Annotated in this window: 20 protein-coding genes; 14 read left to right on the plus strand and 6 right to left on the minus strand. The window is 60.3% G+C overall.

Annotated features, from left to right (window positions below; translation table 11 throughout):
• Positions 1-3 precede the first annotated feature (3 nt).
• The 11 genes from QEH57_RS21190 (at position 4) to QEH57_RS21240 (ending at position 14,924) form a co-directional block, all read left to right on the plus strand.
• The gene (locus QEH57_RS21190; RefSeq protein ID WP_309008791.1) at positions 4-1,662 is read left to right on the plus strand and encodes a peptide ABC transporter substrate-binding protein; all 1,659 of its coding nucleotides are present in this window, start codon (positions 4-6) and stop codon (positions 1,660-1,662) included.
• Positions 1,663-1,710: 48 nt separating this feature from the next.
• Positions 1,711-2,628: an ABC transporter permease gene (locus QEH57_RS21195; RefSeq protein ID WP_309008792.1), complete on the plus strand. Its 918-nt coding sequence runs from the start codon at positions 1,711-1,713 to the stop codon at positions 2,626-2,628.
• A 52-nt stretch (positions 2,629-2,680) separates the two neighbouring features.
• Positions 2,681-3,748 carry an ABC transporter permease gene (locus tag QEH57_RS21200; protein WP_309008793.1) on the plus strand — a complete coding sequence of 356 codons (1,068 nt, stop codon included), beginning with the start codon at positions 2,681-2,683 and terminating at the stop codon, positions 3,746-3,748.
• A 187-nt stretch (positions 3,749-3,935) separates the two neighbouring features.
• Positions 3,936-5,681 carry an ABC transporter ATP-binding protein gene (locus tag QEH57_RS21205; protein WP_309008794.1) on the plus strand — a complete coding sequence of 582 codons (1,746 nt, stop codon included), beginning with the start codon at positions 3,936-3,938 and terminating at the stop codon, positions 5,679-5,681.
• 91 nt (positions 5,682-5,772) lie between these two features.
• On the plus strand, positions 5,773-6,660 hold the full coding sequence (locus tag QEH57_RS21210; RefSeq protein WP_309008795.1) for a hypothetical protein: 888 nt from the start codon (positions 5,773-5,775) through the stop codon (positions 6,658-6,660).
• A gap of 587 nt (positions 6,661-7,247) precedes the next feature.
• The gene (locus QEH57_RS21215) at positions 7,248-8,123 is read left to right on the plus strand and encodes a sugar phosphate isomerase/epimerase family protein (protein WP_309008796.1); all 876 of its coding nucleotides are present in this window, start codon (positions 7,248-7,250) and stop codon (positions 8,121-8,123) included.
• Positions 8,108-9,127: a c-type cytochrome gene (locus QEH57_RS21220; protein WP_309008797.1), complete on the plus strand. Its 1,020-nt coding sequence runs from the start codon at positions 8,108-8,110 to the stop codon at positions 9,125-9,127. Before QEH57_RS21215 ends, QEH57_RS21220 begins: the two co-directional genes overlap by 16 nt.
• Positions 9,124-10,614 (plus strand): hypothetical protein, encoded by a 1,491-nt coding sequence (locus tag QEH57_RS21225; RefSeq protein ID WP_309008798.1) that lies wholly within the window; start codon positions 9,124-9,126, stop codon positions 10,612-10,614. Before QEH57_RS21220 ends, QEH57_RS21225 begins: the two co-directional genes overlap by 4 nt.
• A 223-nt stretch (positions 10,615-10,837) precedes the next feature.
• Positions 10,838-12,358 carry a tetratricopeptide repeat protein gene (locus QEH57_RS21230; protein ID WP_309008799.1) on the plus strand — a complete coding sequence of 507 codons (1,521 nt, stop codon included), beginning with the start codon at positions 10,838-10,840 and terminating at the stop codon, positions 12,356-12,358.
• A 119-nt stretch (positions 12,359-12,477) separates the two neighbouring features.
• Positions 12,478-13,812: an ammonium transporter gene (locus QEH57_RS21235; RefSeq protein ID WP_309008800.1), complete on the plus strand. Its 1,335-nt coding sequence runs from the start codon at positions 12,478-12,480 to the stop codon at positions 13,810-13,812.
• 221 nt (positions 13,813-14,033) lie between these two features.
• The gene (locus QEH57_RS21240) at positions 14,034-14,924 is read left to right on the plus strand and encodes a DMT family transporter (RefSeq protein ID WP_309008801.1); all 891 of its coding nucleotides are present in this window, start codon (positions 14,034-14,036) and stop codon (positions 14,922-14,924) included.
• A 30-nt stretch (positions 14,925-14,954) separates the two neighbouring features.
• Here the strand turns inward: QEH57_RS21240 and QEH57_RS21245 are convergent, their stop codons facing one another.
• From QEH57_RS21245 to QEH57_RS21270, 6 genes are all read right to left on the minus strand, one after another.
• Positions 14,955-16,031, minus strand: coding sequence for a M48 family metallopeptidase (locus tag QEH57_RS21245; RefSeq protein ID WP_309008802.1), 1,077 nt, complete (start codon positions 16,029-16,031; stop codon positions 14,955-14,957).
• A gap of 72 nt (positions 16,032-16,103) precedes the next feature.
• A complete protein-coding gene (locus tag QEH57_RS21250) occupies positions 16,104-16,466 on the minus strand; it encodes an Hpt domain-containing protein (RefSeq protein WP_309008803.1) in 363 nt (120 codons plus the stop codon).
• 155 nt (positions 16,467-16,621) lie between these two features.
• A complete protein-coding gene (locus QEH57_RS21255; RefSeq protein WP_309008804.1) occupies positions 16,622-17,770 on the minus strand; it encodes an ATP-binding protein in 1,149 nt (382 codons plus the stop codon).
• A 113-nt stretch (positions 17,771-17,883) separates the two neighbouring features.
• Positions 17,884-19,026 (minus strand): response regulator, encoded by a 1,143-nt coding sequence (locus QEH57_RS21260; RefSeq protein WP_309008805.1) that lies wholly within the window; start codon positions 19,024-19,026, stop codon positions 17,884-17,886.
• Positions 19,027-19,347: 321 nt separating this feature from the next.
• Positions 19,348-19,716, minus strand: a complete 369-nt coding sequence (locus tag QEH57_RS21265; RefSeq protein WP_309008806.1) for an Hpt domain-containing protein — start codon at positions 19,714-19,716, stop codon at positions 19,348-19,350.
• 128 nt (positions 19,717-19,844) lie between these two features.
• Positions 19,845-20,132 (minus strand): hypothetical protein, encoded by a 288-nt coding sequence (locus tag QEH57_RS21270; RefSeq protein ID WP_309008807.1) that lies wholly within the window; start codon positions 20,130-20,132, stop codon positions 19,845-19,847.
• A gap of 115 nt (positions 20,133-20,247) precedes the next feature.
• Between QEH57_RS21270 and nadC the strand changes: the two genes are divergently transcribed.
• The 3 genes from nadC (at position 20,248) to QEH57_RS21285 (ending at position 22,784) form a co-directional block, all read left to right on the plus strand.
• A complete protein-coding gene (gene nadC, locus QEH57_RS21275; protein ID WP_309008808.1) occupies positions 20,248-21,159 on the plus strand; it encodes a carboxylating nicotinate-nucleotide diphosphorylase in 912 nt (303 codons plus the stop codon).
• Between the two features lie 31 nt (positions 21,160-21,190).
• A complete protein-coding gene (locus QEH57_RS21280) occupies positions 21,191-22,174 on the plus strand; it encodes a biotin--[acetyl-CoA-carboxylase] ligase (protein ID WP_309008809.1) in 984 nt (327 codons plus the stop codon).
• Between the two features lie 64 nt (positions 22,175-22,238).
• Complete coding sequence (locus tag QEH57_RS21285) at positions 22,239-22,784, plus strand: pyridoxamine 5'-phosphate oxidase family protein (RefSeq protein WP_309008810.1); 546 nt, start codon at positions 22,239-22,241, stop codon at positions 22,782-22,784.
• Positions 22,785-22,828 lie beyond the last annotated feature (44 nt).

Consider the following 22,828-nt stretch of genomic DNA (forward strand, 5'->3'; position numbering starts at 1 on the left):
CAAATGCACCAGCGTCGAAATCCAACTCTTCACCTTTCAGTCTTCACGCTTCTCGCCGCTGCCCTGCTGCTAGCTACCTCCTGCTCCCGCTCCCCCGGTGGCGATTCCCTCCGCGACCAAGCCACCCGCGACGGCATCCTTCTTTTCGGAAACTCCGGCGAGCCGCCCTCCATCGATCCCCACCTCAACACCTCCGTCAACGGCTCCCGCATCACCTCCGCCCTCGTGGAAGGCCTCATCGCCTACCACCCCACTGACGACAATTTGCCCGAACCCGGGGTCGCCGAATCCTGGGAAAACGTCGACTCCACCCTCTGGACCTTCCACCTCCGCAAGAACGCCCGCTGGTCCAACGGCGACCCCGTCACCGCCCACGACTTCGTCTATTCCTATCGCCGCATGCTCACCCCCGAGCTCGGCGCCAAATACGCCCAACTCCTCTACATCATCAAAAACGGGCGCGAGTACAACACCGGCAAGCTCAAGGACTTTTCGCAAGTCGGCGTCAAAGCCCTCGACGACTACACCCTCCAGCTCACCCTCGCTGGTCCCACTCCCCACCTGCTCAACCTCATCAAGCACCCCACCTGGTATCCCGTCCATGCACCCACCATCGAAGCCTACGGTGGTATCGGAAAACCCGACTCGAACTGGACCCGAGAAAATTTCGTCGGCAACGGCCCCTACCAACTCAAGACCTGGATCATCAACAAAAGCATCGAAGTGGAACGCAATCCCTACTACTGGGACGCCGACAAAGTATCCATCAAGGAAATACACTTCCTTCCCATCGATGATATCTCCACCGAAGACCAAGTCTTCAACTCCGGCCGCCTCCACTACCAAAATACCGTTCCCTCGGATATGATCCCCATCTACGTCAAGGAGAACGACCCCTACTTTCGTTCCGAGCCTTGGATCGCCACCTACTATTATTCCCTCAACGTTACCGATCCCGTCCTCGCCGACAAGCGAGTCCGCCAAGCCCTCTCCCTAGCCATCAACCGGCGAGCCATTGTCAAAAGGGTTATGAAAGGCGGGCAAGACATCGCCCTCTCCCTCACTCCCGACGGGATCAAGGGCTACCAACCACCCAAGCTCGAAAGGTTCAACCCCAACAAAGCCCGCCAACTCTTGGCAGAAGCAGGCTATCCAAACGGAGAAGGATTTCCCACCCTCAAATTTATTTTCAACACCTCCGAGCAACACAAGCAGGTCGCCGAAGCCATCCAGCAAATGTGGCTAAATGTCCTCGGCATCAAAATCTCGCTCGAAAACCAGGTCTGGAAGTCCTTCATCGAAACTCGCAACAACCTCGATTTCCAGGTCGCGCGAAACGGATGGATCGGCGACTACGTTTTTCCCGACACCTTTCTCTCCATGTACAGAACCGGCGACGGAAACAACAACACCGGCTGGGGCGATCCCCGCTACGACCAACTCATAACTGACTCAATCACCGAGCCGGATTCAGCAAAGCGACTAGAAATGCTGCACGAGGCCGAAACCATCCTGCTCGAAGCGCAACCGATCATCCCACTTTTCCACTACAACCGCATCTACCGTATCGACCCCGCCGTCAAAGGCTGGTATCCAAAACTCACTGACAACCGCAACTACAAGTACATCTCCCTCGAACCTAAACGTAGCGCGGAGCGTTAGCCCGCGGCCGCATTGCAGGATCACCTCCACCCTTCACTCTTCCCAAAAGTGCTCACCTTCATCCTAAAGCGACTCGCCCAAGCGATCCCCGTCCTGCTGGCGATCTACACGATCACCTTCTTCATGATCCGCTTCTCGCCGGGCTCCCCTTTCTCCGACGAGCGCAAGGTCGCCGAGCACATCATCGCCGCCCAAAGCGAGTACTACGGCTTCAACGACCCCGTACCCGTCCAATACCTCAACACCCTCCTCCAGCACCTCCAGCTCAACCTTCCTCCTATCACCAGTCACCCCGGCCTCACCGCCGCCGACATCATTTCCGAATCCTTCCCGGTCTCCCTCGAGCTCGGCATCTGGGCGATGCTCATCGCCCTCACCCTCGGCATCCCCGCCGGCGTGCTCGCCGCCGCCCGCCAAAACACTACCCTCGACTACGCCCCCATGTCCCTGGCCATGGTAGGGATCTGCCTCCCCACCTTCGTCATCGGCCCCATCCTCGCGCTCGTATTCGGGATCTGGCTACAGTGGACCTCCGTCTCCGGCTGGTCGACTCCCACCGACCGCGTCCTCCCCTCCCTCACCCTCGGCCTCTTCTACGCCGCCTACATCGCCCGCCTCACCCGAGGCGGCATGCTCGAGATTCTAAGCTCCGACTTCGTACGCACCGCCAGAGCCAAAGGAGCCTCCGAATTCCGAGCCGTAGTGGTGCACGCCCTACGCGGCGGCATCCTCCCCGTGGTCAGCTTCCTCGGTCCCGCTCTCGCCGGCCTCGTAACCGGATCCTTCGTGGTGGAAAGCATCTTCCAAATCCCCGGCCTCGGCCGCCACTTCGTGGAAGCCACCTTCAACAAAGACCAATCCCTCATCCTCTCCACCGTGCTCTTCTACGCCGGGCTCATCATGCTCGCCAACCTCAGCGTCGACGTCGTCCAAGTCCTCCTCAACCCCAAGCTCCGCCACAAGTAAGGCTAGCTCGGCCGCGAACCCGATCCCACCACCTAGCACCCACCGCCCGACCATGCGACTCAGCCCGAAGCTTCCCACCGATACCGACGCGCCCAGCTCCCTCTGGAACGACGCCCTGCGACGCCTGCTCGACAATCGTCTCGCCATGGCAGGCCTCGCATTCTTCGCCTTCATCACCCTCTTCTGCTACGCCGGCCCGCTCGTCTACCGCTTCAACCCCGAAGCCCAAGTCCTCGCTCTCGAGAGCACCCTCCCCTTCACCACCGCCCACCTCGTCGAAGTCCGCTTCGACCCCAGCAAAGCCACCCCTGACGAAGTCACCACCCTCGAAGACTTCGCCGAAGTCTACGCCCAAAACCCCGAAGCCGAGCTCGCAGCCCTCGCCACCGGCCAGCCCCTCGAAGTAAACGGCATGCTGTTTACTCCACTCACCCGCTTCCACGTCTTCGGCACCGACGCCAAAGGCCGCGACATGCTGGCCCGCATCATGTCCGGCGGACGCATCTCCCTCGGCGTCGGCTTCCTCGCCACCGCCACCGCCCTGCTGATCGGCGTCGCCTACGGCTCCATCTCCGGCTACCTCGGCGGCCGCGTCGACGCCCTCATGATGCGCTTCGTCGACATCCTCTACGCCCTGCCCTTCCTCATCTTCGTCATCCTCCTCATGGTCCTCTTCGAAGACTTCGAGCACAAGATCCTGCTCGTATTCCTCGCCATCGGAGCCGTGGAGTGGCTCACCATGGCCCGCATCGTGCGCGGCCAAGTCATCAACCTCAAGGAGCAGGAGTTCGTGCTCGCCGCAAAAGCCACCGGCGTGCGCACCGCCTCCATCATCACCAAGCACATCGCCCCCAACCTCCTCGGCCCCGTCGTAGTCTACGCCACCCTGCTCATCCCCGCCGTCATGCTGCTCGAGTCCGTGCTCAGCTTCCTCGGCCTCGGCACCCAGGCCAACGCCGCCAGCTGGGGCAGCCTCATCCGCGAAGGCCAGCAAGCCATGCGCTCCGCCCCCTGGCAACTCATCGCCCCCTCCCTCTTCTTCTCCGCCACCCTCTTCGCCATGAACTTCCTCGGCGACGGCCTCCGCGACGCCCTCGACGTCAAGTCCGCCAAGGACTAAGGCTGCGAGAGCTCTCGCCTCGCGTCACCTTCGCTTACCAAGAACCGCGCCTTGCGATCGTCCGCATGCTCAAGAAACAAGACTTCGGGAAGTCCCTCGACCGCTAGCCTCCGCTCATTCTCCTTGTGCCCTCCGCTCCTTTTGTGGTTAACCCAGCTCCAGTTCCACCAATCCAATTTCCAGACGCGTGCTCAAAGACCTAAAAACCTTCCTCCTGCTCCTCGCAGACCATAAGAAACGGCTCAGCCTCGCCGTGCTCTTCGGCTCCATCGCTGGCTTCGTCACCGGATCCGTCCTCGTCGAAGGCGTGGAAAAGCTGTTCACCCTCATCATGGACGGCGAGCGCAACCTCTCCACCTCCGAAGTTGCCGCCATCGCCGCCGGCTTCCCCCTCATCTTCGTCGTCATCGGCGTCAGCGTATTCAGTAGCGCCTACCTGCTCAACTACGCCGGACTGGACTCCATCAGCTCCCTGCGCGCCCGCGTCTTCAACCAAATCCAAATCCTCCCCCTCGCCTACTTCGAGTCCAACAAGACCGGCGACCTCATCTCTCGCATCACCGCCGACGCCACCATCCTGCAGCAAACCATCACCTTCATCGCCCGCAACGTGATGATTCAGCCGGCCGTCGCCATCGGCGCCATCTACCAGCTCACCAGCCTCGCGATCGAAAACGAAGGCGTCTACAAGATCTACCTCTGCCTCGTCGCCCTGCCCTTCGTCATCTTCCCTATCCGCAAGTTCACCCACAAGATCGAGAAGAAAGCCCGCCAACAACAGGAAGAGCTCGGAGCCCTCACCAACAACCTCTCCCAAAACCTCACCGCCACCCGCGAAATCCGGGCCTTCAACCTCCAGCTCCGCGAAAACCGACGCTTCTCCCATCGCCTCGCGGAACTCTTCCGCTCCCAGATGAAGGTCGTCAAATACCAGTTCGGCCTCGGCCCCGTGGTAGAAGTCTGCTCCTCCATCGGCCTCTCCATCGCCTTCATCATCGGCTACTACAACGGCGTCTCCGGCGCCGTCTTCACCGCCATCTTCCTCGCCCTCTACCTGCTCTACACCGCCGTCAAGAAGCTCGGCACCTTCGCCTCCGAGCTGAAGAAAGGCGTCGCCTCCTACCAACGCATCGCCGAGATCATGGATACCCCCGTCGACATCGGCGACCCCGACGACCCTATCGATATCGAAACCGTAGCCGGCGACATCGAGTTCAAGGACGTCTCCTTCTCCTACGGCGAAACACCCGCCCTCAAGTCCGCCAACGCCCGTATCCAAAAAGGCGATATCTGCGCCCTGGTCGGGCCCTCCGGCGCCGGCAAGTCCACCTTCGCCAACCTCGTCCCACGCTTCTACGACGTTACCAGCGGCTCCATCACCCTCGACGGACAAGACCTGCGACGCTTCCGCCTCAACGACCTGCGCGAGCAAATCGCCATCGTCTCCCAAGAGCCCGTCCTTTTCGACGACAGCATCCTCGAAAACATCCGCCTCGGCCGCCAGGACGCCACCGACGCCGAAGTCCGCGAGGCCGCCCGCCAAGCCTTCGCCCACGAGTTCATCTCCGACCAAACCAATTGTCCCGACGGCTACGACACCCTCGTCGGCGAACGCGGAGCCCGCCTCTCCGGCGGCCAAAAGCAACGCATCGCCATCGCCCGCGCCTTCCTGCGCAACGCCCCTATCCTCATCCTCGACGAAGCCACTTCCGCCCTCGACTCCGAGTCCGAAGCCAAGGTCCAAGCCGCCCTCGACAAGCTTGTATCCGGAAAGACAGTACTGATCATCGCCCACCGCTTCAGCACCATCAAAAACGCCAACAAGATCCTCGTCTTCAACGAAGGCGAGATCAAGGACAGCGGCAGCCACGAAGAGCTCTACCCCCGCTGCCCCCTCTACAAAGCCCTCTACGACCAACAGCAAAACAGCTAGCGCGGAGCTCCAGCCCGATCTCGCCGCCACGCGCTGAGCCAAAGAGGCGAAGCGCTTGAACAATCCCCCCTTCCCCGCAGTCTGAGCAGCCATGATCCTGCTCAGGTACGTAGCCGCATCCTTCATCCTATTCGCAGCCAGCGCCCAAGCCCAACTGGCCCTGCGGCCTTACGCCCAAATCGAGCCCAAAGCCATCGACGAGCCTTCCGGCCTAGTCAAAAGCCGCCAGTTCGCAAACGTCTACTGGACCCATAACGACTCCGTCGACTCCGCCCGCATCTTCGCCATCACCCGCGACGGCGCAGCCGTGCAAACGGCGCAGGCTAATCCCAACGCCCCAAGCTATCCCGGCATCCCCATCGCCGCCGCCGTCAACATCGACTGGGAAGACATCTCCACCGACGACCAGGGCAACCTCATCATCGCCGCCTGCGGCAACAACGACAACAACCGCCGCGACCTCTCCCTCTACATCGTTCCCGAACCCGATCCTACCCAAACCGAAAAAGCCCGGGCCAGCCGACGTATCGCCTTCCACTATCCCGACCAAAAGAAGTTCCCCTCGAAAGGCCTCAAGGACTTCGACTGCGAAGCCCTCTTCTTCGCCAACGAAAAGCATTACCTCGTATCCAAAAACCGGAGCTCTCCCGAGACCAAACTCTACCGGCTCGACAGCCAATCGACCGCCCAAAGCAACCCCCTCACCCTTCTCAGCACCTTCAACCTGCGCGGACAAGCCACCGCAGCAGATGCCTCCCCCGACGGCCAGAAGCTCGCCGTCCTCACCTACTCAGGCTGCTGGGTTTTCGAAAAGCCGAGCGACAGCGACAACTACTTCGCCGGCCAAGCCTTCTACAAAACCTTCTACGCCAAGCAGTGCGAATCCATCTGTTGGGATGACGAAGAAACCTTGATCATTTCCAACGAGCAAAAAGACCTCTACCAAGTAACGCTCTCCGAGCTCGTTCCCAACCCGTAGTCACGTTTCAACTACAGGCGCTAAAAAGTAGAAGAAGCCATTAGCCGAAAGCGCCCCAGCCTCAAAAGGCTGGGGCGCTTCGTTTAAAGGTTACAACACACCACACACATAATAAAGCAGCCGTTAGAACAGCTGCCGTTTGGCTCGTTCCCTGAGACCTTGCTGCATTTTATGCAAACGCTCAGAGCGCTCCCGAACCCTCTCTGGACGAATCGGAGCCAGCTCATCAGGGTACTTGTTAAGCAGTTGCTCGATCCAATCTTCGAGAGGGTAGCGGAGCCGAACAGGTTCATCGAATCGATGACTCTCGTAGTTACGGTTCGTATCCATTTTCCCTCCTTTAATTAGTGATACGTACGAAGGACATAATTGGTTGTCTTACGTTCCGAACTCAGGGAAATTGACCAGGTTTTTAAAAAGCATTTACCTGCCCCTTTGGACTACTCCTAGACCCCAATCTCCCCAACAATCGCACCCAGCTTCGCCGCAACTACCCCTGCCGCCGCACCACGCTATCCCTAACTCCTTTGCATTGACCGAGCTCCCTCACAAACAATAACCTCAGCGCCCCTCAACCCCATCGCCCTATGCCCCAAGCACTTACCCGTCGCTCCTTCAACCGAGCCTTGCTTCTCCTTACCGGAGCGCTCGGCCTCGGCGGCCGACTCGCCGCCCAAGCTGCCCAACTGCCTCGCCTCGGCATCCAGTCCTCTCTCCAAAACGCCGCTAAGATCCACGCCGCCGGCGGCCAATTCGTCGGGCTCAGCGTGGCCGGCTTCCTCGATCCGCTCGGTCCCGAGTCCGAATTCGAGCAAAAGCTCCAGGATCTCGCCCAATCTCCCCTTCCCATCTACACCTGCAACAGTTTCATCCGAGCCAAGCACCTGCGCTGCACCGGCCCCGACGCCAACCACGACGAAGTCGTAGCCTACTGCGAGAAAGCCTTCGATCGAGCCCAGCGAGCCCGCGTTTCCCACATCACTTTCGGCAGCTCCGGCTCCCGCAACATCCCCGAAGGCTTCGACTACGAGACCGCGATCGAACAATTCGTCTCCCTCCTCAAACGACTCGGCCCTCTCGCCGCCGAACGAGGCATCACCGTAAGCGTAGAACAACTACAGTCTCGCGAGTGCAACTTCATCAACCGTATCGGCGAAGTCGAACGCGTTGTTCGCGCCGCCAACCATCCGAACATACGCGGCGTCGCCGACTTCTACCATATGGCCGCCGAAGGCGACACCCCCGAGCAACTAGCCTCCGCCGCCGACACCATCCACCACGTCGAGATCGCCGAGCTGGAAGGCCGCCGCGTCCCCGGCACCACCGGGCAGGATTTCCGCCCCTACTTCCGCGTCCTAAAAAAAGCCCAATACGCCGGAGCCATCGGCATCGAAGGGCGCTGGGAAATCTCCGAAATCGAAGCCGCATTCAAAGAAATCAAAAAGCAATGGATCGAAGCCTAGCCACCCTCCTCACCGCTTGCAGCCTGCTCGTAACTGCAGGCTTCGCCCAAAGCAGCGGCGAGAAGACATTCTCGCAATACTGCGCCTCCTGCCACGGCGCCGACGGATCCGGTCTGCTCGGCCCCAACCTCACCGACGCGGAAGTTCTCCACGGCAGCGAACTCGCCGACATCGAATCGGTAGTTAAAAACGGGATACCGAGCAAAGCCATGCCCGCCTGGGGCAGCGTGCTGGACGACAACCAAATCCGTGACGTCGCCCAATACGTCCAGTCCATCATGGGCACCAACCGCATCGGCCCCAGCCAGCTCGGCAAATCCACCGTGACCCCCTTCCCTGAAGGCACCCTCGGCCAGCCCTACCTCATCCGTACCTTCATGCCCACCCTTGGCTTGAGCGACGAAACCTTTCCCCACCACGGCAAAGGAGCCCCCACCCCGCACTACAACCCACGCGACGCCAGCTTCGACAACGACAAGCTCGATCCCACCATCCCCGGCATTCCCGGCGCCATCGCCGTAAATTTCGGCGACACCCTTTCCTACTGCTTCGACACTACCGAGTGCCGCTTGCTCTACACTTGGAGCGGACCCTTTCTCGACATGACCGACTACTGGGGCGAAGGAGAAGGCGGACAACGAAAACGCTTCGGCTACCTGCCAAAGGTGCTCGGGCCGCTCGTCTTCCAAGCCTCCGCCGCACCCATCTTCGAAGGCGCCCCTCGCTTCCAAGCCTATCGCAAAGAAAACGGTGTACCCGTTTTTGAATACACGGTCGGCCAGCGAACGATTACCTTGAAGGTGGAACCCACCGACACGCCCGGCGAAGCACGCTGCACCTACAGCAGCTCTCCCGCTACTGAGCTCTCCATCCCTCTGCCGGACTCGTCCTCCTACACCTTGAGCTGCGACCAAGGCAGCCTCGCAGCCGGCACCCTGCAGCTCTCCGCAGAAGAAGCCGCCACCTTCACCCTCACTCTCACCCCGACCCCAGCCGCTCGATGAAAAAAGCCGCCACCCTCGCACTCTTCGGCCTGCTCTCCCAAGCTCCCTTCCTCAGCGCCGGCAGCTACGAAATAGAGGCCATCGAAGTTCCCCCCTACGTCGTGCCGGAGGTCGGAGGCCTCGGCTTCACTCCCGACGGCGAGCTGGTCGTCGCCCTGCGACGCCACGGCATCCTCATGGCCAAGCCTAGCGAAAACCCAAGCGCCTTCCCCTGGCGAGCTTTCTCCACCGATAGCCTGCACAATTCCTGCGGCATCCAAGTCATCTCCAGAAACGAAGTCATCGTCTCCCAGATGGCCGAACTCACCCGCGTGCTCGACACCGACCACGACGGCATCGCCGACCGCTACGAAAACATAGCCGCCCCTTGGGGAGTCAGCGGCAACTACCACGAAACCAACACCCTCGTACCCGACGAGCAAGGCGGCTGGTACGTCTCCGTAGGCACCGCCTCCCACAACGGCCCCACCTTCGCCCACACCCGCGGAGCTTTCGCCACCAACGGACGCACCGGCCGCAACTACGCCGCCGTACCCTGGAAAGGCTGGATCCTTCACCTCGACGCCGCAGGCAACAGCACCCCCATCGCCAGCGGTTTCCGCATGGCAAACGGAATCGCCCGCGATCCCCAAGGCCGCCTCTTCGCTACCGATAACCAAGGCGACTGGAAAGGAACCTCCCCTCTCTATCACGTCGAAGAAGGCAAGTTCTACGGACACCCATCCAGCCTCGTCTGGGACGAGGCCTTCATGGAGAACGTATCCAACGACCCCCTACAGTACTACATCGACGACTTCGAACAATACCAGCAAGACCGCACCCGGGCCGCCGTCGAGCTCCCCCATGGCTTCATGTGCAACTCGCCCAGCGAGCCCCTCTTCGACACCACCGGCGGAGCCTTCGGTCCCTTCGCCGGACAGGCCCTCATCGGCGACATTGCCGGCGATCGCATCCTGCGCTGCATGATCGAAGAAGTGGACGGCGTCCTCCAAGGCGCCGTGGTCAAGTTCATCGACGGCGGACTCGGCGCCGGCAACAACCGCCTCGCCTTCAGTCCCGACGGCAAATCCCTGTACGTGGGCCAAACCGTACGCGGCTGGGCCAAGAACCTAGCCGAAGGCCTCAAACGCGTCATCTACACCGGCGAACTCCCCTTCGAGGTGCAAAACATCTCCCTCGAAAAGGACGGCTTCACCCTTACCTTCACCAAGCCCATTTCATCGGCGAGCTCGTATCAGCTCGCCAACTACGCTGCAAAATCCTACTGGTACAAGTCCTTCCACGCCTACGGCAGCCCTCAGATGGACCTGCAGGAGCTCGAGATCCCCAAAATCCAAGTGGACGGCAATACCCTCTTCATCCAAGTGCCCCAACTGCAAGCGGACCGCATCGTCGAGCTCAACCTACCCGCCGACCTGCAAGCCGCCGACGGCACCCCGCTCGGCCAAAGCCAAATCTGCTACACCATCCGCAAGCTGAGAAAGTAGCCTGCCTCCGCCGGCTGGCCCTCTTTGACCAGAGCTTTCCCTCCCTCGCTCGCGAGCGTTCGTCCGCCCGGCGAGCGTGCCCGACGCGACCCCGCTTTCAGAGTTGCCCCCGATCTCCTTTCCGACTAGGAGAACCCCTTAAACAACTCCGGTAGCCTATCCTTCGCCGGTACACTCGAAAAGCCTCCCAGCATCGCTCGGTCGGAATCCTCGCAGCGACACCATGAATCCTCTCCTTCGCTCCCTTTTCCTCCTCTGCTGCCTGAGTCTCGCCAGCCAGGTCCTCGCCAAGAAAAACTGGATCCACATCCAGAGCGAACACTTCGAAGTGTTCAGCGAAACGGGAAAAGGCCGCACCCGCACCATCGTGGAGGAGCTCCACGACACCCACGGCATTTTCGAAGTGCTCTTCCCCAAACTCGGAAACAGCAAACGGCACCGGCTCAAGGTCATCATCGCCAAGGAAAGGACCTTGAATCGGGAAATCGCCCCCCTCTACAAAGGCAAACCCAAAGACCTAGCCGGATTCTACGGAAAATCCCTGGAAGGCAGGCTCCTCGTCATCAACGGAAGCGTCGACTGGAATTACCTGCGGGAAGTCGTGCTCCACGAATATACCCACTTCTTGCTCGATCAACCGGGAATCGAATTCCCGCTGTGGATGAACGAGGGGCTCGCTGAAGTATTCTCCACCATCAGCCGCAACGGAAAAGGAAAGGTCACAGTGGGAAGAGCAAACGATTACCGCCTCCTGCTGCTGGCCCGAAGCAAACTCATGCCGCTTGACGAATTGTTCGCCGTCGACCACAGCTCGCCCGTCTACAACAATTCCGGGCACGGGGCCGGCATCTACTACGCCCAGTCCTGGGCCCTCATCCACTACCTGCTTTTCGGCACGCACGAGCTGCCTAAGAACGCATTTACCAAAGTCGTCGAGCACGCCATCGCAGGAAAAACCTTCTACGATACCGCCATCCAAAAGCTGCTGGGGCGAGACTTGGACACCCTCAAGCGCGAGCTCGACAGCTACTGCGACGGAGGCGAGTATTCGAGTTATCGATACACTCTGGACGACGCGGACTCGGACCTGCAATTCGAGGAGTTCAAGCTGTCCGGCAAGGAGCTCGAATACTTGATCGTGGAAGCTAAGCTCAGCATCCGCGGACGGAAAGAGGCCCAAGCAAGCGTCGACGCCTTCATCGAAGCCTACCCCGACGAACCTGAGAGCTATTCCCTGCGCGGCTACCTGGAGCTCCTCTCCGGCCGGGACCCGCAAGCCATCGAGCTCTTGGAAAAAGCGGTGAAGCGTAGCAGCCAGTCACCCCAGACCTACCTCCACTTCGCCGGAGCCAAGCTGCGGCAATACATAAACTCGACCACCTATCGCGAAAACGCCCTCGACGAACTGAAAACGAGGGAACTGCTCACCTACCTCTTCAAAGCCCGAGCCCTGGCCGGCCCCTTCGACGAAAAGCTCTACCACTGCATCGGCGAAGTTTGGCTATCCTCCCAGGTCCGGCCCACCAGCGACCACATGGCAATCCTGATCGAGGGACTGCAAAACTACCCGCACGATTCCCACCTCGCCTTCTACCTCGCCCGCTACTACGAAAAGGAAGGCGAGTTCGAAAACGCCCTGCAGCTCCACCAACGCTACTACCAGCCCCACCTTCCCCCCTACCTCAAGGTCTCCTACGAACAGCTCGCCTACCGCATCAAAACGACGCAAGAGCAGACGAAATAGCCGCCGCGTCGGCCCTGCCACCCACTCCCAAGCAAATTTATCGAACCGGGTTTCCATGAATTAAACTCATGAAAAACCCCTTGCCTCATTCATGGCGGACGCGATTATCGCCGCCACAGATGAAGCGAATAAAATCCCTCCTCCCTCTACTCGCTCTACTGTCCCTCCCCCAAGTCTGCTTCGCCCAAGAAGCGAACGCAGAAGGAGCAGTAGACACTGGCACTACCGCGTGGATGCTCATATCCACCGCCCTCGTCCTCTTCATGGTCCCTGGACTGGCCATGTTCTACGGCGGGCTCGTCCGTACCAAAAACGTGCTCAGCACCATGATGCATAGCTTCGTAGCGATGGCTGTCATCGGCGTGCTCTGGGTCGTTTGCGGCTACGCCCTCACCTTCGGCGACAGCGTGCTCGGCGGATTCGTCGGCTGGAATCCCAACTATTTCATGCTCAGCGGCATCGACGACAGCATCGTGGATGGCATCCCCGAATACATCGTCGCCATGTTCCAAGGCAAGTTCGCCATCATCACGCCCGCCCTAATCAGCGGCGCCCTCGCGGAACGCGTATTCTTTCGTGGATACGTCTTCTTCATAGCCCTTTGGTTCCTCTTCGTCTACTGCCCGCTTTGCCACTGGATCTGGTCCGCGGACGGCTGGCTGCTCAACGCCGGGGCCGCAGGAGTCATCGACCTCGCAGGCGGCCTGGTCATCCACGTATCCGCCGGAACCAGCGCTCTCGTAGTCGCCCTTTTCCTCGGCAAGCGCCACGGCAACCCGCGCGACCTCATCAACCCGAACAACCTCGTCATGACCATGATGGGCGCCGGCTTCCTCTGGGTCGGCTGGTTCGGCTTCAACGCTGGCTCCACCGTGCAGTCCGGACTCGACACCGCCCGCGCCCTCACCATGACGCAAATCTCCGGCGCCGCCGGAGCCCTCGCCTGGACCGTCATCGAAGCCATCAAGTTCCGCAAGGTCACCTCCCTCGGCTTCGTTTCCGGCATCCTTTCCGGCCTCGTCGTCATCACCCCCGCCGCAGCCGTGGTACAGCCCATGGGCGCCATCCTGCTCGGAGCCGCCTCCTCCTGCGTCTGCTTCCTCGCCCTCAAGATGAAGGACAAGCTCGGTTACGACGACACCCTCGACTGCTTCGGCATCCACGGCGTCGGCAGCGGACTGGGCGTAGTGCTGCTCGCCTTCCTCCTGCGACCCAGCTGGCTCGCGGAAGCGGCCGCCAATACCGAATCCGGAGTCTGGACCGCCATGGACCAATTCGGTATCCAAATGCTGGGCATGGCCGCCACTATCGCCCTCTCCGGCGTCGCGACTTATCTCATTTGCGTGCTCGTATCCAAGACCACCGGCTTCCGCGTCGACAAGCAAACCGAGATCACCGGCCTCGACAAGACCCTGCACGGCGAACACGGCTACGGCCTCGCCAACAGCGAATAGCCTGGCGCCGCCAATCCGAAAACTTTTACCAGCCCCGCTTCGCCCTTCGCGAGCGGGGCTTTCGCTAGCCATCTTTTACATCCCCTCGGCGAACTGCTGCAACTCGTGCAGCAATTCCCCTAGCGCCATACGCCAAGGCAACGTCGACCAAACAAATCGCCGCCCCGCTTCCTTTTACGTCGTGACAGTCGCCGCCCTTCGTGGGAGATACGGCAGTTCGCATGCTTCGCTTTCTCCTACTGCTCTCCGGCGTCTTCTTTTGCTCCACTTCGGTTATCCTGATCCGGTCGAGCAGCCTGCCGCCCGCCTTGGTCGGCACCTACCGCCTCCTGTTCGCCTCCATCCTCCTGCTGCCGATCTTCCTCAAGAGCTGGAGCACGCACCGAGCCGCCGTGCAGCCGCGCCTGTTCCTCCGCTGCGTGATCCCCGCCGCCTTGCTGGCCATCCACCTGATGTCCTGGGCCATGGGCGCCCGGATGACCTACATCGCCAACGCCACCTTGATCATCAACCTCACGCCTGCCGTCATGCCCTTGCTCGCCTTTTTCCTCATCAAGGAAAAGGTCACCCGTCGCGAAATTCTGGGTACGCTGGTCGCCCTGAGCGGCGTTGGCATCCTCTCCGCGAACGCTTTCAGCATCAATCCCGACTACCTCTGGGGAAATATCGTTTGCTTCGCCTCCATGATCACCTTCGCGGCTTACCTCGCCTTTGGTCGCATCAACAAGGACTTCCCCTCCATTTGGCTCTACATGGTCCCGATCTACATGATCGCGACCGTCTTCTGCCTACTCTTTTCCCTGGCCACCCTCGACTCGGTAAGCCTCGGCTCCTGGGAGGAAGCAGGCTGGATGCTGGCGATGGCCATCCTGCCCACCATCCTCGGCCACGTTACCCTCAACAATAGCCTGCGCTACTTCACGGCCCAGACCTTCGCCGTCGTAAACCTGCACCAATTCGTTTCGGCCGGCATCATGGGCTGGCTCATTTTCGGCGACACCCCGCCGACCACCTTCTACTTCGCCGCCGCCCTTTGCGTCAGCGGAGCTATCATCGTCATCCACGAAGCCGCCAAGATCCGCCGCATCGCCCGAGCCCGCCAGGCGGGTTAGCGGAAGCGACAACAGTCGGACGCAGCTTCCCTATTCGATCTCGCTGACATCGCCCTGCAGGTATTCCTCGGGAAAGATCGGTTCCTCCGCCTCCCGTTTCGCTTCGATGGAAGCGATCACCTTGCCGGCCGTTTCGATGCGTTCGACCTCCTTGGCGGTCAGCTCTCCTTTGCGACTCCGTCCCCGCAGGGCCCTGTCCCAAAACTCTGGATACCCCGCAATTTCGTAGTCGGCAGAAGCCAGCAGGTAGAGGGCGATCAAGTCGGCCTCGACTTCGAAGGCATGCGAGTAGGCGTTGCCGCCCATGCCGCCAAAAATCCCGCCCGTATTCACTCCGCTGGCAGCCGCAGCCACGTCGAGCAATTGCCCCAGCATCGCGTTCTTTCCCTTCTGCTTGGAGTGGCGCATCACGTTTTTCGCGAGCGCGTAGGCGCAAAGGTAGGCGAGGTCCTCGCTGCGCTTAATGCTCTCCACCAAGGATAGGCCGATCCAAATCACGTCGCCGTCCACCTGCAAGTCCACCGCGTCGGTCGCGACCACCACCACGCCATAATAAGCGCCTTCGACGGGCGTCACCTCCAGTTCAAGAACCTCGTTCCCGCGCTGCACTTCCAACAGGTTGGGTCCGCCCGGCTCCAGCTGACGCTTGACCTGTCGTGCCGCGTAGATGGCCGAGCGAGAGCCTTGCGGCACCTTGGCTCCATTGATGGAGAGCAATCTGTCTCCCGCCCTCAAGCCCGCGCTCTCCGCTGGCGAATCGGGAAACACGGTGAGAACCGTCACCCACGGACCGAAGCCCTCCGCTCTCGCTTCCGCGAGTAGGGCCTCGCTGTAGAAGGCTTCCGTAACGAAGGCGGCTCCGATATAGCCGTGCGTTTCTTCGGCTCGATAGTTGGCCGCCTTTTCAATCAAGGGATGCAAGGTCTGCCAAACCGCTGACTCCGCTTCGTGGATACGCCCGAGGAAAGCCGCTCGCATGCGGGCTTGCTCCGCGGCTTGGCGAGCCTGTTCGGCCTTGCGTTCCGCGGAATGAGTCGAGTCGCAAGCGCTGAGCAGCAACAAGCTGAGGCTGATACCGAGGGCAAAAAGAGGTCTTGAGCGGAGCATAGGCTGGATGGACCGAAAGCCTAGCCCCAGCCGCCCGCTTATCAACTCCTTAACGGAGGGACTCGCGACGCCCTAGTTGTTGAGGTAGCGACGCACCTCGCCGATGGTTTGCCCTACCATCTCTTCGAGCTGATCTACGCTCCCACGAGCGAATTCGGTTTCCCCCGCCCGCAAGGACGACTCGATGCGTTGGGTGAGCTCGGATACCGCCGTCAGGTCCGCATTTTGCGAGGCCCCCTTCATGGCGTGGATGCGAATCGTAGCCGTATTGATTTCGCCGGATTCGATCGCTTCCACGAAATCGCGAAAATTTGCGTTGATATCCGGCACGCAGGCTTCGAGCACTTGAGCAACAAGTTCCTCGTCGCCCATGAGTCTAGATTTGAGGTTCTCCGAATCGAAGAGTTTCAATGAGTCGCAGGGTTGGTCGTTCATGGTTCGGGTGGGTCGATCCACAGGAAATAATAAAGCTTACCTTCCTGATCGGCAGCGGTAACCGCCATTTAAAGCAAAGATCAAAAGACGAGGTAAATAACCGTCCCCACTAGGCTCCACTACTCACACGCTAGGGACAACATCCCCCAACGCGCCTAGGGGTGAAGCGAAGGCGAGCTAGCCTCCTGCAGCTCGCAGGAGCTCTCCGTATCCTCCTTAGCCATCGGCAGGCTAAACTTGAATGTCGAGCCCAGGCCTAACTCCGATTCCACCCAAATTTTGCCGCCATGGGCCGCCACGACGCGCTGGCAAATCGCAAGGCCCAAGCCTACTCCTTCCGGCTGAGTCGGTCCGACCAAGCGCTTAAAGGGCTCGAAGATCCTCTCGAAATACCTCGCGTCGATGCCGCGACCATTGTCGGCCACCGCGATAACGATTTCCCCTTTCGCTTCCGCGCTCGAAATCCTTATCGATGGCGGAGCGTCTCCGTGGTACTTGATCGCATTGGCGACCAGGTTCTGCAGGACATGGATCAAAAGCCCCTCGTCCGCCTGAGCCTGCGGCAAAGCTTCGATCTCGATGCTCGCGCCCTTCTCCTCCACCAAAGCGCTCAGGTTCGAAACCGCTTGCTGAGCCAGGGCGGCAAGGTCCACCGCAGCCAAGGTCACCGACTTGTCGCCAAGCACGCTGAAATTCAAAAGGCTGTCTACCAGCCGCTCCGCTTGGTCGGTGAAGGACTCAATGTAACCGATGAACTCGAGCTCCTCCGCCTCCGCATCCCGGGCCTTCGCCTTCTGCATCAACAGGCTCGCGTACATGCCAATCGACTTGACGGGCGACTTCAGGTCGTGGGCGGCGACGTGAGCGAAACTCTTGAGATTTCGCTGGGCTTCTTCCAGTTCCAGCCGCTGCCGCCAACGCTCCAAGCCGTATCGAACCGCCCGGGCCAGTTGGTCCGCGCCAAATTCGCCCTTGGTCAGGAAGTCGATGGCGCCTCGGCGCAAGGACTGCTCGCCGATTTCCTCGTCCGTATTCGCAGTCAGCACAATGACCGGATTCGATGGTCCCAAAACTCGAAAAAAGGTTTCCACCGTCTCGAGACCTTGGCTCTCCGGCAGGCCGAGATCGAGCACGATCAAGTCGTAGGGCGTCACGGAAAGCTCCTCGAAACTTGAGGATAGCGAATCGACCACCCGAACATGGTGCGCCGGCTTGAAAGCCTTTCCCAAGGCAGCCTTGAAGAACACCGCATGGTCGCGGCTGTCCTCTACTAACAATATTCGAATAGGTCCTGAAAGCTCCATTTCTTGGTCGGTCTAAGAACGCGGCTCAATGGAGAGCCGCTTCTTCCACAACTGAAACGCGGCTTCGTCGCATAGTATCGACGCCACCTCGCCCCAGCTAATTCGCCACTAGACTACAAGCCGAATGGCAGCTTGAGCGGCAAGTTGAACGAGAACCTCACCCCTCGCTTGCTTTCGTTACGGATCTCCAAGGAGCAGCCCATAGCATCGAGCATATGGCTGGCAACCTGGATCGAGCAAATGGCCTGGCGGTCAGCCGCGCTGCGCTCCTGGCCATCGGATCCTGACGCATTGCAGAGCGTTGCGAAGTCGCTGGTCTCGATGCCGCGCCCCTCGCAGGAGATCGCGAGCCCGAGCTTTCCGTCGTCGACCTCGGATTCGATGCAAACGGTCTTGTTGTCGCCCGAATAACAAAGGGCAGCGGTTAGCAAATTGCGCAGGACCGTGGAAATCATCCGCTCGTCGCAATAGGCCTTGAAGTCGAAAACCCCGCGTTGGGCAATGTAGATGCCTCGCTCGTCGGCCAAAGTGGTGAGCAAACGCACCGCTCGGTGAATACTGCCGGCAACATCGACCATCGTCAGGTTCGGCCGCATCGCCCCCCTCACGCTGCGGCCCCAGTCCAACAGCTCCTTCGTCGCTACCAATGCCTCGCAGGAGGTTTGGTAGGCCGTATCCAAAAGTTCGATCAACATCTCTTTCGGCATGTTGTCCGCTTCCTTGTAAGTCGTGGAAAGCAGCTGGTTGAGCGCGAAAAGCGGCGTCGCCAAATCGGTCTCGAGCAGCGACATGAGCCAGTCCTTGGACGCGTTCGCTACCTTCAGCGAAGTCTCGGTCCGCTTGCGCTCCACCGCGTATTGGGCCATGCGATCGAAGATCATTCCGCAATCCTTGTTCTTCTGCACGAAATTCACGGCGCCCGCCCGAATGCCTCTCTTGTAGACGTCCGGATCCTGATTGCCCGTCACCATGATGTAAGCCGAAGCGGGATAGCTGCCCGCGAGGCGCTGGATCACTTCCGAACCTTCCTCCAAGCCCAGATTGTAGTCGACCGCTACGATTTCATAGCTGCCATCCTCGAGCTTCGACTCAGCTTCCTCCGAGTTGCGGGCCCAATCGAATTCGTAGCTATTGTCGGAATTAGTCCCTATCATCACCGAAAGGGAGCGGTAGTCGTGAATGCTGTCATCCACGATGAGGACGTTAACAGGGGCAGCGAGGGAGGTACCTTTCTCTGCAGGAGCGCTAGATTTCATGGGCAATCAGTGGTTTGGATTATCGTACGTCGGTGGCGCCCAACTCGCCCTTCGGTCAGAACAGGCTCGAGCAGCAATCGATGAACTTCGTTTTTCTCTACCCTCATGAACGGCAGCGGATTCACCTTAGGTAAGGGCTAAGGGCTTGAAACGCGTCCTTCTCGCCCCGATTAGCAAAGCTTTTAAAGGAGCCCCACGAAACGGTCCCAGCAATCGTCAAAAAGCGGCGCCTGCCGCATATCCTCTAAGGCAGCGTTTACAGGCCTAGGGTCACTCTTTCGCGAACTGAGAACTAAGGCCTGCCGCCCGCCCGCTTCCGACTCACCCCAACTCAGGAAAATACCCCTGTATCTCGCGGATGGTATTCTCTATCACGTCCGCAAGCTCGCCTACCTTGGCTCGCGCAAAGCCTTCGTCGCCCTCTTTCAAGGAATCTTCGATCTCCAAGGTAAGGGCCGCCAAGGCCCTCAAGTCGGAGTTTTGCGCGGAGCCCTTAATCGAATGCACCGTCCGACGGGCTTCCTTCACATCCCCCGCTGCCAGCTGCTCCCGGAAACGCTCCAGGTTGTTCCGCAGATCCGGCAAGCAAGCTTCCAGAACTTGCAACATCAAGTCCCGATCGTCCATCAGGCGAGAGAGCAGGGATTCCGGAACGAACAACTTCAGGTCCTTGTAGGTAGCGTCGGGCATCAAAAAATAGGGGCAGGGTTCACGGTTTCAGTTCCCACAACATAGCGAATTTCCCTCAGCTCCGCCAGAGGGGCACCTTGCTTTTTACAACTTTAATAAAAATTGCCCCGCGAGAAGAACCGCTCTCCCTAGCCCAGCAAACGACTCGAGATATGGGTCCATTCCTCCTCCAGGGTCCCCTCGAAAAACGGCTGACGCGCCCGAGCATACCAATAGCCCGCGTTTCCCTCGTCCCCCTCCTTGCGGTGCAGGTAGGCGTGCACCCAATCCCCCTCGCGGTTCCCCGCCTTCTGGGCCAACTCGTGGGCGAGCTCCCAATTCCCCTTCGCGTCCCACCACAAGGCCAGCAGAGCGGTCGGCAATCCCTCCGGAGCCGACTCCGATTCCACCGACTCGATAAATGCGTTCAAATCCATCCCCAAATCCAAGAGCCCCTCCCCAAAGCCCTCAAGCGCCAATCGCCGCCGCCTAGCTACATTTCAGCTTTTCGCCCTTCACTCTTTCACAATCAACCCCACTATCCCCCCACAAATGAAACAACCTGACCGTTGCTGCCAGCGCCTGTCGTGGTCCGACCTCGACCTCGCTCCCCTCAAGTCACTCATCCAACTCGCCAAATCCGAAGACCTCTCGGCCGGCGGGCTACGCAACGGCACCGCCACTCCGGGCGACCACTCCTCCGCCCTGCTCGACCCTTCGCAAACCGTCACCGCCAGCCTGAGGGCCCGGACTGCCCTCACCCTTTGCGGCCTCGAGCTCGCCCCCCACGTCCTCGCAGCCTACGACAGCTCCCTGCGCTTCGACGCCGCCGCCCGCGATGGCGATACCCTCGCCAAGGGCGACGCCATCGGCACCGTTTCCGGCCCCGCCACCAGTCTCCTCAGCGCCGAACGCCCCCTGCTCAACTTCCTGCAAAAGCTCTCCGGCGTCGCCACCCTGACCCGCCGCTACGTCGACGCCCTCGGCGACTCCTCCACCCGCCTCCTCGACACCCGCAAGACCACCCCCGGCTATCGAGTCCTCGAAAAATACGCCGTCGCCTGCGGCGGAGGCTGGAACCACCGCATCGGCCTCTTCGACCGCGTCATGCTCAAGGACAATCACCTCGCCGCCTTCGGCGACAACCCGCGCCAATCCGCAATCGACGCCGTATCCGAATCGCGGAGACGCCACCCTGACATCCTCGTCGAGATGGAAGTCGATACCCTGGAGCAAATCGAGCACGCCCTCGCCGCCAAGGTAGACATCATCCTCCTGGACAACTTCCCCGTCCCCCAGCTCCAGCAAGCCATCCAACTCATCGGCGACCAAGCCGTCACCGAAGCGAGCGGCGGCATCACCATCGACTCGCTCCCCGAGCTTGCCAGCCTCGGACTCGATTTCATATCCACTGGAGCCACCGTGCATCAATCCACCTGGATCGACATCGGCCTCGACTCCTAACCCAGCTCCTTTCCCAATCACCTTCCATTCCATGCCCGACAGCCACGTCCTCATCATTCGCGAATTCCTTGCAGCCGACGGCGACTTCGTCTCCGGCAGCGAGCTTGCCGAACTCATAGGCGTCTCCCGCGTATCCGTCTGGTCCTACATGGAGAAGCTCAAAGCCCAAGGCTTCGACTTCGAAGCCGTACGCAGCAAAGGTTACCGCCTTACCAAAGTCCCCGAAGAGCTCAACCAAGCCCTCATCCAATCCCGCCTGCAGCACGCCGCCGAACACTTCCGAGCCATCGTGCTCGACGAAGTCGACAGCACCAACTCCGAGGCCGAACGCCTTATCGCCAACGGCGAAGAAGCCCCCTTCGTAGTCATCTCGCGACTACAAACCATCGGACGCGGAAGGCTCGGCCGAATCTGGCACAGCCCCCAAAACGGAAACCTCTACGCCAGCTTCGGCTTCCGCCCCCAGATCTCTCCCACTCAAATGTCGCTCTTCACCCTCTGGATGGGCATCAACATTTGCGAATGCATCAACTCCATCTGCCGCGTCAACTGCCAAGTCAAATGGCCCAACGACCTGCACATCGAAGGAAAGAAAGTGGCCGGCATCCTTACCGAAGCGCGCATGGAAGCAGACCAGGTCCTCAGCGCCGTGCTCGGACTCGGACTCAACGTCAATAGCGACGGTTCCGACTGGCCCGCCGAACTCAAGGAGATCGCCACCTCCCTGCGCCAAAGCGCCGGCCAAAGCTTCGACATCAACAAGCTCGTATCCGCAATCACAGGACGCATCGCCATCGCATACAAGCAGCTCGCCGACGGCAGCCACCGCGCCGCCCTCAAGGAACGCTGGCCCATCTACGATACCCTCGCCGGAAAAAAGATCAGCCTCATCCAAGGAGAAAACCGCATCTCCGGCATCGCCCGAGGCATCGATACCAGCGGCGCCCTGGTCGTGGAAAAGGAAGACGGCGCACGCTTCCTCGCCCGAGCCGGCGAAGTCACCATCGAAAAATAACGCCCCTCCCCGCAGCCCATCCGGACAGCGGCCATGCGACACCCCACTTCGCCGCACACCTTGCATGAAATTACATCCAGAAATGTCACCCAAGCACATCGCTTGGATCGAGAATCAAAAGATGTTCTTCGTCGGGACCGCCCCGCTCGCGGCGGACGGACACGTAAACCTGTCGCCAAAAGGTGGTGACAGCTTTCGCGTACTCGGTCCCCTCGAAGTCGCCTACCTCGACTACACCGGCAGCGGTGCCGAAACCATTGCCCACCTGCGCGAAAACGGCCGCATGGTTATCATGTTCTGCGCCTTCGAAGGCCCGCCGCAAATCTTCCGACTGCACGGCATCGGCACCGCCCACCTCAAGGGCTCGGAAACCTACGAGAAGCTAGCCGCCCACTTCCCCGAGAATCCCGGCGCCCGCGCCATCATCCATCTCGACGTCAAACGCGTCGCCGATTCCTGCGGCTACGCCGTCCCCTTCTACGACTACCGAGGCGATCGCGACGGACTCGACAAGTGGGCCTCGAAAAAAGGCGAGACCGGCATCCAGGCCTACCAGCAGGAGAAAAACACCCAGAGCATCGACGGGCTCCCTAGCATCGATCCCAGCTAAAGAGTAGACAGTCGACAAATTCGACTTTCTCCGCCTTACTTCAC

The organism is Pelagicoccus sp. SDUM812005 (genome assembly GCF_031127875.1).
GTDB lineage: Bacteria > Verrucomicrobiota > Verrucomicrobiia > Opitutales > Opitutaceae > Pelagicoccus.